We start from the raw sequence: 13,896 nt of genomic DNA, 5'->3' as shown, positions 1-13,896 counted from the left end.
GTGACCTACCGGACTGATCCGTGAAGGTGTCACGACCAACGGTCGTGACCTACAGGATTGATCCCTGCGGGATCAATCCTCGGGCGGTTGGCAGGAATCGCGCACGATCAGGTGCGGGCGCACGCTGGCGATCTGCAGCGCAGGCTGGCCTTCAGGCTGGATCAGCATGGCCGCAGCGGTGCGGCCGGTGTCGCGGGTATGCCGGCGCACCGAGGTCAGCGACGGCCACAGACGCGAGGCCAGCGGGCTGTCGTCGTAACCGACGATCGACAGCTGGCGCGGAATGTTGATGCCCGCACGCAGCGCGACCTTGTAGATACCGGCGGCCATTTCATCGTTGCCGGTGAAGATCGCCGTCGGCCGGCGCTTGCCCAGCAGCAGTTTCTCGGCGGCGGCCACACCCGATTCGAAGGTGTAGCCGGCCTCGATGATGCGATCCTTCGGCAGCTCGATGCCACGCTGCGACAGCGCCTCGATGAAGCCGGCGGTGCGTTCGTGCGCCGAGCGGTATGCACTGGGGCCGGTCACCAGGGCGATGTCACGGTGGCCCAGCGAAAGCAGGTAATCGGCCGCTTCGGCGGCACCGTCGCGGTCGTGGGTGACCACCATCTGCGAGGTTTCATCCAGCGGCAACGCAGCCACGCGTGTGAAGCGGCAACCGATCTCGTCCAGCATGTCCGCCAGCGCCTGGTCTTCGGACGCACGCGGCACCAGGATCACCCCATGCAGCTTCTGCTGCTGGGCGAAGCGGCGCACGCCGTCGATGTAGCCCGGGCTTCGGCTGTCGCAGGGGTGCACCACCAGTTCGAAGCTGGAGCCACGCAGCGCATCCAGCGCGCCGTACTGCATGTCCACGATGTACTGCGCGGTGGGGTTGTCGTAGACCATGCCGATCAGGAACGAGCGGCGGAAGGCCAGGCCACGGGCCAGCGGGTCGGGGGTGTAGCCGACTTCGCGCATCAACGCTTCCACCTTGTCGCGCGTGTCCTTGCGCACCAGCGGCGAGTTGTTGATGATCCTTGAAACCGTTTTCTTGGATACACCCGACAGTCGCGCGATGTCGTTGATCGTGGCTGCCTTGCCCTTTGCCAATGCCGGCGTAGCGGCATCGTTCTTGTTGCGCACTGACATGTAGTGAACCCGATAAGCCTGGGGATTCCAGCGCGCGCTCAGTCCAGCGCGCGATAGCGGAAGCTGCGGAAGGTTACCGCACCGTTGCCGGCCGCATACAGGGCCGGTTTCAGTGCCAGGAACTTGCCAGCCACATTGTGATGGTAACCGGACACTTCCATCTGAACCGGATACTTCTGCCAGGTCTGGCCATCGGCGCTGGAATGGATGGTGACGATGTGGCGGTTGTTGGTCACCCGCAGCCAGAGCCGGCCGCCCTTGGCGCTGGCCGCCAGCCGGGTGGGGCGCTCCTCGCCGTAGCGGTGCATGACGAACTGCTCGCCGTTGCTGCCCACGCCCACGTACAGGCGGTCGCTGTAGAACAGCAGGGCACCGCCCACCGCGCCGGGGGCGATCTCCATCTGCACCTCGAACTGGTAGGCCGGGTCCCCGGCAATGGTCGTCAGCGGCGAGGCGTCGCGCGGCGTGCTGCCCTTGCCCTGCAGTACCAGGCCATCACCGCTGAAGCGCAGGCGCCGGTATTCATCCAGCGCCGGGTTGAAGAACGCCCACTGCGGGCCCAGCGTACGGCCGGTGAAAGCATCCGACAGGGCCATGCCGTGCGGTGCCAGCGCGCTGCCCGATGGCTTGCGCAGCGGCTGCCCGAGATCGCCGCCCTTGGCCACGAACCAGCCATCGGCGGTCCATTCGATGGGTTCCAGCAGCGCCTGCCGGCCCAGCGTCCAGAAGCCGTTCTCGTAGCCGTGGTACATCATCCACCAGCGGCCATCGGTGCCTTCGATCACCGTGGCGTGGCCACGCGACCACCATGGTTCAGCGGCCGACCGGGTGCGCATGATCGGGTTGTTCGGCGCGTTCACCCACGGGCCGTGGATCGAGCGCGAGCGCGCGGTGATCACCATGTGCCCGGTCGGCGGGCCGGCGGTGCCGCCCACCGCAGTGGTCATGTAGTACCAGCCATCGCGGAAGTGGATCTTCGGGCCTTCCTGCGCGTAGGCCTCCACGTCCCAGCTTTCCGGGTAGCGCCAGCCGTCGTACACATGCTTGGGCGTACCCACCACGCTCAGGCCGTCATCGGCCAGCTGCACGTAGTTGCCGCCGCTGAGGAACAGGTAGCGCTTGCCGTCCTCGCCAACCGCATGGCCGGGGTCGATGTAGCCGCCCAGGCCGATGTCGATCGGCGCACTCCACGGGCCCTTGATGTCATCGGCCCAGACCACGAAGTTGCTGCGGCGCTCACCGGTGCGCGCCGGGAAGTAGATGAAGTAGCGGCCCTGGTGCTTGACGATGTCCGGCGCCCAGATCGCGCCTACGTTCTGCGTGATCGCATGGCCGAGCGGCTGCCAGTTGACCAGGTCGCGCGAGTGCCAGATCGGCAGGCCGGGGTAGGCGTCGAACGAAGACAGGGTGAGGTAGTAATCCTCGCCGTCCTTCAGCACCGACGGATCGGGCCTGTCACCGGCCAGCACCGGGTTGAGGAAGGTACCGTTGCCAAGGTCGCCCTGGCGCTGGTGCTCGATGCCGCGCTTCCACTGCGCGGGCGCGGGGTCGGCAGCCAGGGCAGGCAGCGCGGCCAGCAGCAGGCCGAGCAGGGCGGTTGCAGCAGCGCGGTGCAGCGTCGGTGTCATGTGATTGCCTCCGCTCATCAGGCGCGCAGCGCGGCGGGCAGCCACAGCGACAGCGACGGGAAGAAGGTGACGATCAGCAGCACGCCCAGCGCGGCAAACCAGAACGGCCAGATCGTGCGCATGCTCTGGCCGACGCTGATCTTGCCGATGGCGGTACCGATGAACAGCACCGAGCCCACCGGCGGCGTGACCAGGCCGAGGCCACCGGTCAGCACCAGCACCAGGCCGAAGTGGATCGGATCGATGCCATAGGCCTTGGCCACCGGCAGGAAGATCGGCGTGCAGATCAGGATCATCGGTGCCAGGTCCATGAAGGTGCCCAGCAGCAGCAGCATCACCACGATCATCAGCAGCACCATGAACTGGCTGTGCGCGAACGACTGCAGGAAGTCCACCGCCGCCGCAGGCACCTGCAGGTAGGCCAGAAGCCAGCCGAACACCGCCGCGGTGGCGATCACGAACAGGATCACGCCGGTGCTGCGCGCGGCATGGATGACGGTGTCGAAGAACTCACGCCAGCGCAGCTGCCGGTACAGCACGGTGGTGACCAGCAGGGCGTAGACCACGGCGATGGCCGCGCTTTCCACCGCAGTGAAGATGCCGGCGCGGATACCCACGAAGATCAGCGCCACCAGGCCCAGGCCGGGCAGGGCAGAGACGATGCGCAGCAGCACCGCACGCCAGCCCGGGAACACTTCCACGCCATAACCACGGCGACGCGCGACCACGTAACCGGTGATCATCAACGCCAGGGTCATCAGCAGCGCCGGCACGATGCCGGCGGCGAACAGGTCGGCGATCGACAGGCCACCACCGGCGGCGGCCGAGAACAGGATCAGGTTGTGCGACGGCGGCACCAGCAGCGCCACCAGCGCAGCGGTGATGCTGACGTTGACCGCGAAATCGCGGTCGTAGCCACGCTTGACCATCTGCGGAATCATCGTGCCGCCCACCGCCGACACATCGGCGATGGCCGAGCCGGATACACCGCCGAAGAACAGCGAGGACAGGATCGAGACCTGGCCCAGGCCGCCGCGCATGCGCCCGACCAGCGATGACGCCAGGGCGATCAGGCGTTCGGAGATGCCGCCGCGCATCATGATCTCGCCAGCGAAGATGAACAGTGGAATGGCAATCAACGAGGCCGAACCGGTACCTGCGGAGATCTGCTGGACCAGCACGATGCTGGGAATGTCCAGGTAGAGCAGGGTGGCCAGCGCAGCGGCGGCCAGCGCGTAGGCCACCGGCACGCCCAACAGCAGCAGCGCGGCAAAAACAGAGAACAGGATGGTGATGCCCATGGATCAACGATCTCCTTCAGCGTCGTCGGCGTCGGCTGCCGCGGCATGCAGCGCTTTCCACGCACGGTTCAGCGCGAACAACAGCATCAGCGCACCGCCCACGGCCAGCGGCAGGTAGTTGATGCTCTGCGGCAGGTTGGCGCCGGCGGTCTTGATGTCCATTCCATCGAGCAGCAGGTCGGCCGACCAGAACGCGATGAAGCCGCCCAGCACGGCCACCACCAGCTGGGTGAACACATCCACCACCCGGCGCAGGCCGGCGCCCATGTAGGCGTGCAGCAGGAAGAAGCCGAAGTGGCGATTGGTGTGCACGCCGCAGGCCGCGCCAAGGCTCATGGCGGTGGCCAGCAGCAGCAGGGTCACCGGCTCGGTCCAGCTGGGCGAATCGTTGATCACGTAGCGGGCGAACACCTGCCAGCCCTGCACCACCACCAGCCCCAGCAGCGCGGCCACGGCAACATGGATGGCGATGTCGGCGATGCGGTCCAGCAAGCGTTGGCCGGGGCCGGGTCCGGTGGAAATCGTCGTCTCGGTCATGGCAGTGTCCTCAGGCGGCGGCACGGATGCGGGCGACCAGCGCAGCCAGCTCGGGTTGCTGCAGGTACTGCTGCAGCAGCGGCTGGGCGGCGGCACGGAAGGCGGGCAGGTCCACCTCGTTGGCTTTCACGCCCGAGGCCAGCACCGCGCGGCGCGCGGCATCTTCGGACGCATCCCATTGCTCGCGCATCACCTTCACCGAAGCGCGCGCGGTCTCCAGCAGCAGCTGGCGGTCGGCCGGCTGCAGGCGCTCGAAACTGGCGCGCGACATCAACAGCACGTCCGGCGCATACGAGTGATCGCTCTGCGACCAGTAGTGCGCGGCCTCGAAGTGGCGGCTGGAATGGAAGCTGCGCATGTTGTTCTCGGCGCCATCGATCATGTGCGTCTCCATGCCGGAGAACGTATCGCCCAGCGACATCGGCGTCGGGTTGGCGCCGAGCAGGCGCATCAGCTGGATGAAGATGTCCGAGGACGCCACACGCAGTTTCAGCCCGTGCAGATCACCGGGCTGCACGATCGGATGCTTGGTGTTGTAGAAGCAGCGTGCGCCGGAATCATAGATGGCCAGGCCGACCAGGTCGCGGCTCTCGAAACCACGCAGCACCGCATCGGCAATGCCGCCATCCAGTGCGGCGCGCTGGTGCGCCACCGACTCGAACACGTACGGCAGGCACAGCGCCTGGGTGAGCGGGAAAGCGTTGTTCAACGCACCGGCATACACGCGGGTGATGTCGATGGCACCGAAACGGGCCATGTCGATCGCTTCCGATTCGCGACCGAGTTGGCCCGAATGGTATTGCCGCAGGCGCAGGCGACCGTTGCTTTCGCGCTGCAGGGTTTCGCCGATCCACTTCACCGCGGTCACGGTGGGGTAGTCGGCCACGTGCACGTCGGTGGCCGTCAGCAGCTGGCCGCCGTCGATGGCATCGGCGGGCCTGCGGCCACAGGCCGCGAGCATCGGGGTGGCCAGCGCAGCAGCGCCGCCGGCCAGGAAATGTCGTCGTGTGATCATCTGCGCCCTCCCGCGCGTGTTCACCGGATCGTGCGGCGGTTACCCGGCCGGCACGGCCCTGCAGGCAATTTCGCCGAAGCCGGCAAACCGCACCAGCGCCGTCTGCCCCACGGTGATGTCATGGATACCGGTGGCGTTGCCGGTGGCGATCAGGTCGCCCCGTCGCAACGGCCGGCCGCGCAGCGCCGAACGGGACAACGCGAACGCATACGCCGCGCGCAGGCCGCCGGGCAGCCGGGTGGCACCACCCGTGCCGACCACCTCGCCCTCGATCAGGGTTTCGGCGCGCAGGTCGGTTTCGTCGCGGGCGGTCCAATCGGCAATCTCCGGCCCCAGCACCAGGCCGTTGTTGTTGCCGAAGTCGGACACCACCACGCGCGGGCCGAGTTCGTTGATCGTCGCCAGCGGGCTGCTGGCCACTTCCACGCCGATGTACAGGCGCGCCGGCAGCGCTTCAGCCTGCTCGGGCGTCCAGTGCAGCTGTGCGGCGGGAGCGTCCTCCAACAGCTCCAGCACGTACTCCGCTTCGACCGCGCCGAAGCCGCCGACGAACACCGGAATGTCCACTGTTCCACCGGTAGCATTTTGCAGCTGACGCGAGAAAACCGGGCCCAGCAGGCGGTCGTCCCCGGACGCATCGCGGCGCTCGGCGGCGATGTAGCCGACCTTCCAGCCCACCACCTGGTCATCCCAGCTGGCAATGGCCAGATCCTGCACCTGGTAGGCAGCCACCAGGTCAGGCGGGACAAGGCCCGGGAAGCCTGGCAGGGCCTGGCCGCTGCGGCGCGCGGTGGTGAAAGCGTGGGCAATCGCGGCCGCATCGTCCGGCGCCGGCGTCTGCCCATGTATGCCGTGTTCGTTGCTCAAGAACGGTCTCCCTCTGGCGTTGTTGCACTGCCCATCGACAGCGTCTGCAGGAGGTGTATATGGTAAACCGGTGTCATCGTGCAAGCCGCAGCGCATCACGAGCGCTTGCCGGTGACCTCGGCCACTCTGTTGTCTCCCCGTTGGAGCCCTTTCCACCATGCGTTTTTCCCGTGTGCTGTTGTTGCTGTCAGGCCTGCTGCTGACCGTCCCCGCATCCGCGGCCGATGTGCCGTTGCGCGCAGGCGAACACCTGGGCCGGGAGCTTGCCGGCGAGCAGCTGCCGCTGTGGCAGGCGGGGCAGGTCCCCGGTGAAACGGGCACGGCGCGGCCGGCGCGCGTGGTCGAGCGCAGCGATGATCCAGCCCACCCCGATCGCTTCATCGACCAGGTCGATGCGCCCTATCTGCTGGTGCACACGCCGGCCCGTGCCAACGGCCGCGCGCTGCTGGTGATTCCCGGTGGCGGCTACCAGCGCGTGGTGATCGACAAGGAGGACAGCGCGCTGGTGCCGGAGTGGGTGGACCGTGCCGGCTACACCCTGTTCGTGCTGCGCTACCGCCTGCCGCAGGCCGGCCGCGACCGCCAGGCGGCACTGGCCGACGCGCAGCGCGCACTGCGCGTGGTGCGCGACCAGGCCGCACGGCGCAGGCTGGATGCCGACAGCGTGTCGGTGATGGGCTTCTCCGCCGGCGGCCATGTCGCCGCACGGCTGGCCACCGGTTTCGATGCGCCGGTCTACCCGCCACGCGATGCCATCGATCGCCTCAGCGCGCGTCCCGCACGCGCGGTGCTGGTGTATCCGGTGATCGACATGGGCGCGCATGCACACAGCGGCTCACGCGGACGCCTGCTGGGCGAGCAACCCGATGCGGCGTTGGCCGCGCAGTATTCGATGCAGCAGCACGTACGCGCGGACATGCCGCCGACGCTGCTGATCCATGCCAACGATGATCGGGTGGTCAACGTGCACAACAGCGAGTTGATGGCGCAGGCACTGGCCAAGGCGGGTGTCGAACACGAGCTGCACCTGTTCGCTCATGGCGGCCATGGCTTCGGCATGCGCATGCCGCCTGATTCAACGCTGGCCGTGTGGCCGCTGCTGGCACAACGCTGGCTGCAGGCGACGGAGGCGGCACATTGAACCAGGGGGATGCCAACCTGCAGCGCCGCCGTTTCCTGCGCGACAGTGCCCGCTGGGCGCTGGCCACGGCCACCCTCGCAGCGCTTCCTGCCTCCGCGGTGCCTGGGCCACGTGATGCCACACAGGTGGTGGCACGCCTGCGTGGCGGCCGCGTGCGTGGCCAGCGCGAGCACGGCGTGCACGTGTTCCGTGGTCTGCGTTATGGCGCTGACACCTCCGCCTACCGTTTCCAGCCGCCACGGCGCGAGACGGGCTGGCGTGGTATCGCCGACGCCCTGGAATACGCCGCATCTGCGCCACAGAGCGGAGCGGACGGGCCGGGCAGCGAAGATTGCCTGTTCCTCAACGTCTGGACGCCGGCACTGGGCGACGGCGGCAAGCGGCCGATCCTGGTCTACATCCATGGCGGTGGCTTCAACAACGGCTCTGGCAGCGATCCGCTGTACGACGGCAGCGCATTGTGCAGACGCGGCGACGTGGTGGTGGTCACCGTCAATCATCGCCTGAACACCTTCGGCTACCTGTACCTGGGCGCGCTCGGCGATCCGCGCTATGCGGCCTCCGGCAACGTCGGCCAGCTCGACCTGGTGCAAGCGCTGCAGTGGGTGCGCGAGCATGCAGCGGTGTTCGGCGGCGACGCCGGCAACATCACCGTGTTCGGGCAATCCGGTGGCGGCGCCAAGATCGCCACGCTGATGGCGATGCCCGCAGCGAAAGGCCTGTTCCAGCGCGCGTGGACGATGAGCGGGCAGCAGGTGACCGCCGCCGGTCCACGTGCGGCGGCGCAACGGGCTTCGATTGCGATGGAAACGGTGGCCGCGCGCGACCTGCAGGCGTTGCTGCGATTGCCGGCGACCGAGCTGCTGGCCGCCACCCGCGCACGCGATCCCTCACGGGTGGAAAGCAGCGCGCTGTACTTCGGCCCGGTACTGGATGAGGTGGTGCTGCCGGTGCACCCGTTCTGGCCACAGGCACCGGCGCAGTCCGCGTCGATTCCGATGGTGATCGGCAACACCCGCGATGAGACGCGCGCGTTCCTTGGCAACGACCCGGCCAACTTCACGCTGACCTGGGAGGATCTGCCGGCGCAGCTGGAGAAGCAGCAGTTCGTCGATCTGCTGCCCTCGGTGGTGATCGCAGAATATCGACGCCTGTATCCGCACTACACGCCCTCAGAGGTGTTCTTCGCGGCCACCACCGCCGGCCGCTCGTGGCGTGGTGCGGTGGAGGAACTGGAAGCACGCGCTCGGCAGACAACCGGGGCCGCACCCACCTGGGCCTACCAGCTCGATTGGCCATCACCGGTGGAAGACGGACGCCTGCGTGCCTTCCATACGCTGGATATTCCGCTGGTGTTCGACAACGCCGGCCTGCCGGGCGCGCGTACCGGCGGTGGTGAAGACGCCCGAGCACTGGCAGCGACGATGAGCGATGCGCTGATCGCCTTTGCGCGTACCGGCGATCCCAATCACGCGGGAATGTCGCAATGGGCTCCCTACGGCGTGCCACAACGGCAGACGATGGTGTTCGATCGGCACAGCCGCGTGGTTGACGATCCACGTGCCGGCGAGCGTGCGCTCTATGCAAAAGTGCCGTTCGTGCAGCGCGGCACGCAGTGATGACACCGCGGTGCAAACATTCTGTTAACCCGCCTCGGCTAGAGTCGGTTCATGGAAGCGATGTTCACGCCACCGCCGTTCACCGGCCGCGAGCGCTTGATTGCAGGGATTGATGCCGCCGTCTGCCTGGTCGATCCGCAGGCGATCACCGGTGCGCTGCAGCGGGTGCTGCGTGAAGCCATCGTCGATCCGCTGATCGAGCTGCCGCCCTGCGTACGTCGCCCCGTGGACGGCCATTACGCACGCCGTGAACTGTACCGAAGCGCCACGCTGGGCTACAGCGTGATCGCGATGTGCTGGGGGCCGGGGCAGGGCACGCCACTGCACGACCACGATGCGATGTGGTGCGTGGAAGGCGTCTGGCAGGGCGAGCTGATCGTGACCCCGTACGCGCTGCTGGAACAGCGTGGCGAGCGTCACCGCTTCGCTGCGCAGGACACGCTCTACGGGCACCGTGGCAGCGCCGGCAGCCTGATTCCGCCGCACGAGTACCACACACTGCGCAACGCCAGCGACGAGGACGTGGCAGTGTCCGTGCACGTCTACCAGGGCGTGATGGAGCGCAGCGCGGTGTTCGATCCGCTGGATGACGGCTGGTACCAGCGCCGGGTGAAGGTGATGGAGACCGAGGCGTCCTGATTGCGTTCCGCCGGGCATGGCCCGGCGCTATCTAGCAGGGCTTGTGGTCCACCGATTCATCGGTAGCGCCGGGCCATGCCCGGCGGAACGCGGAATTCATCGCGGCACATCCACCACATTGTTGAGCCGCGTGACTTCCTCTCCGCCATCGGCCAGCGCAACACGTACGCGCAGGCCGCCGCGATCCCCTGCCGGCAACGGCAACGACACCACCGCCGTCTTCGGCAGCAGGTCGGTCGGTGCCGCCATCGCCGGCACTTCGGTGCGTGCGATCTCGCGGCCCCGCGCATCTTCCAGTATCGCCACGCCCACACCGCTGGCCACATGCCCAAGGCCATGCACGGTCACGTGTACCTGGCGCCCGTCCACCCGCACATCGCCACGGCCCACGCCCAGGTCCGGACGCATTTCCACCGGCGTGCCCGCAGACACACGCTCGAATTCGAAGACCTCGGTGCGACCCGGCTGGAACTGCATCGGTACCGACGCACTCGTCTCCAGCTGCACCGTACGCTCGCGCGGCCTACCGTCAATGTGGCCATCGCCATCGGCATCCACGCCACTGCGCACGCGCCAGGAACCGCTGCCCACGTTCCAGCCGGTCATGTCGGCGGCGATCACGCGCGCGCCGAGGTTGTGGCTGGTGATCGTGAAGCGCTCACGCGAGGGCGCATGCACCAGCAGTGCCACCTGTTCCGCGGCGCCCTCACGATCGAAGCGCCAGCTGACGGTGTGCCCGGGCCAGCTCTGGTTGCGCTTCAGGGCGATGCCGCCCAGCCGCGCACGCTGCAGGAACTCGCTCGGTGCTTCCACCCGGTCGGACCACCAATGGCCATCGGTGTTCATGTACGCGCGTTGTGCCTTGGCCTGCAGGCCCTCGGCATGCAGCGCGTCGATGTACTTCCGCTCGCCGCTGGCCTGCCATGCCATCAGGCTGGCGAAACCGGTCTTTCCGGCATCGGCCTCGGCGGTCAGCAGCGGGTACCAGTCCTGCTGCCGACCAAGTGCCTCTACATAGTTCTCGCCAAGGTTGGCCAGCGCGCCGGGGCCGCCGCGCTGCACGCGATAGTCCAGTGCCTGCAGGTACTTCGCATCACCGGTCCAGCGCCATGCCGCCCAGAAGGTGTGCATCGTGTCACCGCTGCCGGAACCATTGTTGAGTTCGCCGCCGCGGGTCGCACCCGAGGCCCAGTTGATCTCGTTGGGCAGGGTGAAGCGGCCCTTGTCGTCGGTGCCGGCGTGGGCCAGATAGCCATCGGCCAGGCCGATCACCAGCCGGCGCCCGGTCGGGTCGGCGTTGTACTGGCCCAGCAGGAATGCCGGGTGCAGCACCGGGAACGAGTACGGCTTCTGCCACTGCCAGTTGGGTTCGCGGTAGACCTTGTTGCCACCGAACCAGTTGCTGGAGAACAGCACATGGCCCTGCGTGTTGCGCAGGATGATGCGCTCGTCGAACGCCTTCACCGTTTCCATCAGCCGTTCCAGGGTCAGCGGATCGCCCCAGTTGAGGTACAGCATCGCGCTGTTGGTGTTGATGCCTTCCTCGTAGGCATGCAGCTCGTCGGTCTCGATGGTGCTCAGGCCATTGCTGAACATGCCGTTGCGGTACACCGCGTCGGACAATGCGGTCAGCGAGGCATTCAGACGGTCCGGCTGCACGCCCATCAGGGCAAGGCCGGGCCACTGCTGGGTCAGGTCGGAATCATCGGAGATGCCACCACCGAAATCGCCGTAGGCCACCTGCCGCTGATCGATCCACCAGTCGACGAACTGCCGCACCTGCGCCAGGTCCTGCACCTGGTGGAAGGCCCACGCCGGTACGCCCTTGGGCACCTCCGGCGCGGTGTACGGCGGTCGCCCCTGGCTGTTGTAGCTGATGTAGTTCCAGTACAACCGGCCCAGTTCGTGGTCCGGGTCGACGCGCAGCAGATCGCTCAGGTCCGCGTAGACGCGCGCGTACAGGCGCTGGCGCTTGGAGGTGGTGTGTTCCTCCACGAGGAAGCCCCAGTTGTCGCGCACCTGGTTGAAGCGGTCGGCCACGTGTTCCTTGAGCGCATCGGCGCGTGGCTTGAACACCAGCCGCACCTGCGCACCGTCCAGTGCCTTGGCGTCGAAGCCGGGCGCAGCCGAGGCGATGCTCAACCACAGGCTGTCGGCGGTGAGGATGCGGTCGCGCAGGTCCAGCCACAGCGTGCGCTTCTGCCCCGGCTGCACCGAGACCGATACATCGATCATGTCGCGCGCCGGCCAGATCGGATCCTTGATGCGGATGTTCAGCGGGATCAGGCGATCGTGCGTGGCCGGCAGGTCGAGCGCGGGAATATCGATGGCCACGCCATCCAGGCCGTCATGCATGTTCTCCCAGCTGTAGGCCCAGCTGCGGATCAACGGCTGGTTGGCCGGCGCATCGCCCACGCCGGAGGGAATCAGCACGTGCACGATGGGCTTGGGCTGCGTTGGCAACGAATCGGCCGGGCGCCGGCGCGAGCCCGCCCCCTTGGGCAGCGCCATCACCGTGCTGCGTTCGGCCGCCGGGTAGCGGCCTTCGATGTAGCGGCGCAGTGTGTCCAGGTTGGTGTAGTCCGGCAGTGCCTGGCTGTCGATGACATAGGTCTGCTTGACCGTGCCGTCGGGCTCGGCACCTTCGCTCACGCCATACGCCCAGATCTCCTGGATCGGCGTTTCCTGTTCAACGTTGCTGAAGCGCAGCACGCCACCGGTCTGTGCGGGGATGTCGTCCACGCTGCGCACCACACCCTGCGGACGCGTCGCCAGCACCTGGGTGGCGTGCGCGGCATCGCGGCCATGGGCCAGCGTGCCGAAGGCCGCGCCGCGGATCTCCACCCGGTTGACGGTCTCGCCGGCCGGCACGGTCAGGTCCAGATGCTGGCCGCTTTCCACATACGTGTTCCAGTCCGGCAACTGGAAATAGTCGTTGCGGCCGGGCAGGCGCGAGCGGTTGTAGACACCCGGCCAGGTGGTCTCGGCGATGCCGTCGGTGGCCTTCCACATCCACGCCTTGAGGTCGCGGGCATCGTCGAATTCGATCTTGCGGATGCGCGTGCTGGCTGCGGTCAATGGCGGTGGCGGCGCGCCTTCCCAGCCGAAGCGATGGCGCCAGGCACGATCATCGGCAGCGCTGGCAACGGCGCTTTCGGCGGCCTTGCCGCGCGCGAGCGCACTGACGGCCGCAGCATCGAGCATGCGGTCATACACGCGGATGTGCTGGAAATCGCTGCCACGCAGGAAGTTGTAGCGGCTCTGCACCTGGTAGGGCGCCATCACCCGCCCGGCCAGGCCGAGCTGGTCCAGCGCGGCATCGTAATCGCCGCTGGCCAGCACACGCGCCACCTCGCGGCCATCGACGAACAGGCGTACACCCTGGTCTTCGTCCCAGGCGAAGGCCAGGTGCAGCCACTGGTCCGCACGTGGCGGCGTGTCCATGCGGAACGACACGCGCGTGCGGGCGAGGTTGGCATCGGTGACGAACGCATCGAAACCATGCCCGTTCCAGTCGATGCGCAGCCAGGCCATGTCCCAGCTGCTGTGGTCGGCATAGCCGACGCGGAAGATCACGAACGGTGCTTCACCCACCGCGTAGCGCGCGCGCCAGTCGAAGGCGAGGGTGCCACGCTGGGCGAGGATGTTGCCGGGTGCATCCCAGGCCAGCACGCCGTCGTCCTGCCACTGGATGGCCTTGCCGCGCGCTCCGTCGTCGACGATGTCGACCTTGTCGCGGAAGTTCGGCACCGCCTCACCCTGCGCCACCACGGCCTCAAGGCCTTTGCCGGCATCGACATGGAACAGCAGCGTGGGCGCATCGGCGGCGGCCATCGCGGGGCCGGCAGCCAGGGCCACCGCCAGCAACAGGCAGCGGGACAGGGTCGAGCGGTGCGGCATCAGGCGTTTCCTTTCAACGGGCGACGGCCGGCGAGGGCCGCCGGACCGTAGCAAGGCCACGCCGCGACGGCACCTTGCGGCGCAGCAGCGATCGTGGCGAACGACGGCGTGCCGGGTG

Annotated in this window: 10 protein-coding genes; 3 read left to right on the top strand and 7 right to left on the bottom strand. The window is 67.7% G+C overall.

Translation table 11 applies throughout. The features are described 5' to 3' along the window. Positions 1–72: 72 nt before the first annotated feature. From CR918_RS19500 to CR918_RS19475, 6 genes are read right to left on the bottom strand one after another with little or no spacing between them, the layout of a single operon-like run. A complete protein-coding gene (locus tag CR918_RS19500; RefSeq protein ID WP_025875485.1) occupies positions 73–1,131 on the bottom strand; it encodes a LacI family DNA-binding transcriptional regulator in 1,059 nt (352 codons plus the stop codon). A 38-nt stretch (positions 1,132–1,169) separates the two neighbouring features. Continuing rightward, positions 1,170–2,759, bottom strand: coding sequence for a family 43 glycosylhydrolase (locus CR918_RS19495; RefSeq protein WP_099844687.1), 1,590 nt, complete (start codon positions 2,757–2,759; stop codon positions 1,170–1,172). Positions 2,760–2,776: 17 nt separating this feature from the next. Further along, on the bottom strand, positions 2,777–4,060 hold the full coding sequence (locus tag CR918_RS19490; RefSeq protein ID WP_025875489.1) for a TRAP transporter large permease: 1,284 nt from the start codon (positions 4,058–4,060) through the stop codon (positions 2,777–2,779). 3 nt (positions 4,061–4,063) lie between these two features. Further along, complete coding sequence (locus CR918_RS19485) at positions 4,064–4,597, bottom strand: TRAP transporter small permease (RefSeq protein WP_032978576.1); 534 nt, start codon at positions 4,595–4,597, stop codon at positions 4,064–4,066. Positions 4,598–4,607: 10 nt separating this feature from the next. Continuing rightward, entirely contained in the window at positions 4,608–5,612 is a 1,005-nt protein-coding gene (locus CR918_RS19480) for a TRAP transporter substrate-binding protein (protein ID WP_099844532.1), read from the bottom strand. Positions 5,613–5,651: 39 nt separating this feature from the next. Next, complete coding sequence (locus CR918_RS19475; RefSeq protein WP_051501700.1) at positions 5,652–6,479, bottom strand: 2-keto-4-pentenoate hydratase; 828 nt, start codon at positions 6,477–6,479, stop codon at positions 5,652–5,654. A gap of 157 nt (positions 6,480–6,636) precedes the next feature. Between CR918_RS19475 and CR918_RS19470 the strand changes: the two genes are divergently transcribed. From CR918_RS19470 to CR918_RS19460, 3 genes are read left to right on the top strand one after another with little or no spacing between them, the layout of a single operon-like run. Next, positions 6,637–7,620 (top strand): alpha/beta hydrolase, encoded by a 984-nt coding sequence (locus CR918_RS19470; RefSeq protein ID WP_099844530.1) that lies wholly within the window; start codon positions 6,637–6,639, stop codon positions 7,618–7,620. Then, positions 7,617–9,239: a carboxylesterase/lipase family protein gene (locus CR918_RS19465; protein WP_099844527.1), complete on the top strand. Its 1,623-nt coding sequence runs from the start codon at positions 7,617–7,619 to the stop codon at positions 9,237–9,239. The genes CR918_RS19470 and CR918_RS19465 overlap by 4 nt, the downstream gene beginning before the upstream one ends. Positions 9,240–9,290: 51 nt before the next feature. After that, positions 9,291–9,878: a cysteine dioxygenase family protein gene (locus CR918_RS19460; RefSeq protein ID WP_080277671.1), complete on the top strand. Its 588-nt coding sequence runs from the start codon at positions 9,291–9,293 to the stop codon at positions 9,876–9,878. 96 nt (positions 9,879–9,974) lie between these two features. Here CR918_RS19460 and CR918_RS19455 read toward each other — a convergent pair whose 3' ends face one another. Next, the gene (locus CR918_RS19455) at positions 9,975–13,778 is read right to left on the bottom strand and encodes a LamG-like jellyroll fold domain-containing protein (RefSeq protein ID WP_099844525.1); all 3,804 of its coding nucleotides are present in this window, start codon (positions 13,776–13,778) and stop codon (positions 9,975–9,977) included. Positions 13,779–13,896 lie beyond the last annotated feature (118 nt).

The organism is Stenotrophomonas indicatrix (assembly GCF_002750975.1).
Lineage (GTDB): Bacteria > Pseudomonadota > Gammaproteobacteria > Xanthomonadales > Xanthomonadaceae > Stenotrophomonas > Stenotrophomonas indicatrix.
This window is presented reverse-complemented; position numbering and strand designations above follow the sequence as displayed.

Excerpts from the sequence above, each read along its gene's own strand:
- CR918_RS19485 (WP_032978576.1), bottom strand. The coding sequence starts at position 4,597 with ATGACCGAGACGACGATTTCCACCGGACCCGGCCCCGGCCAACGCTTG.
- CR918_RS19500 (WP_025875485.1), bottom strand. The coding sequence starts at position 1,131 with ATGTCAGTGCGCAACAAGAACGATGCCGCTACGCCGGCATTGGCAAAG.
- CR918_RS19480 (WP_099844532.1), bottom strand. The coding sequence starts at position 5,612 with ATGATCACACGACGACATTTCCTGGCCGGCGGCGCTGCTGCGCTGGCC.
- CR918_RS19460 (WP_080277671.1), top strand. The coding sequence starts at position 9,291 with ATGGAAGCGATGTTCACGCCACCGCCGTTCACCGGCCGCGAGCGCTTG.
- CR918_RS19490 (WP_025875489.1), bottom strand. The coding sequence starts at position 4,060 with ATGGGCATCACCATCCTGTTCTCTGTTTTTGCCGCGCTGCTGCTGTTG.
- CR918_RS19495 (WP_099844687.1), bottom strand. The coding sequence starts at position 2,759 with ATGACACCGACGCTGCACCGCGCTGCTGCAACCGCCCTGCTCGGCCTG.
- CR918_RS19470 (WP_099844530.1), top strand. The coding sequence starts at position 6,637 with ATGCGTTTTTCCCGTGTGCTGTTGTTGCTGTCAGGCCTGCTGCTGACC.
- CR918_RS19455 (WP_099844525.1), bottom strand. The coding sequence starts at position 13,778 with ATGCCGCACCGCTCGACCCTGTCCCGCTGCCTGTTGCTGGCGGTGGCC.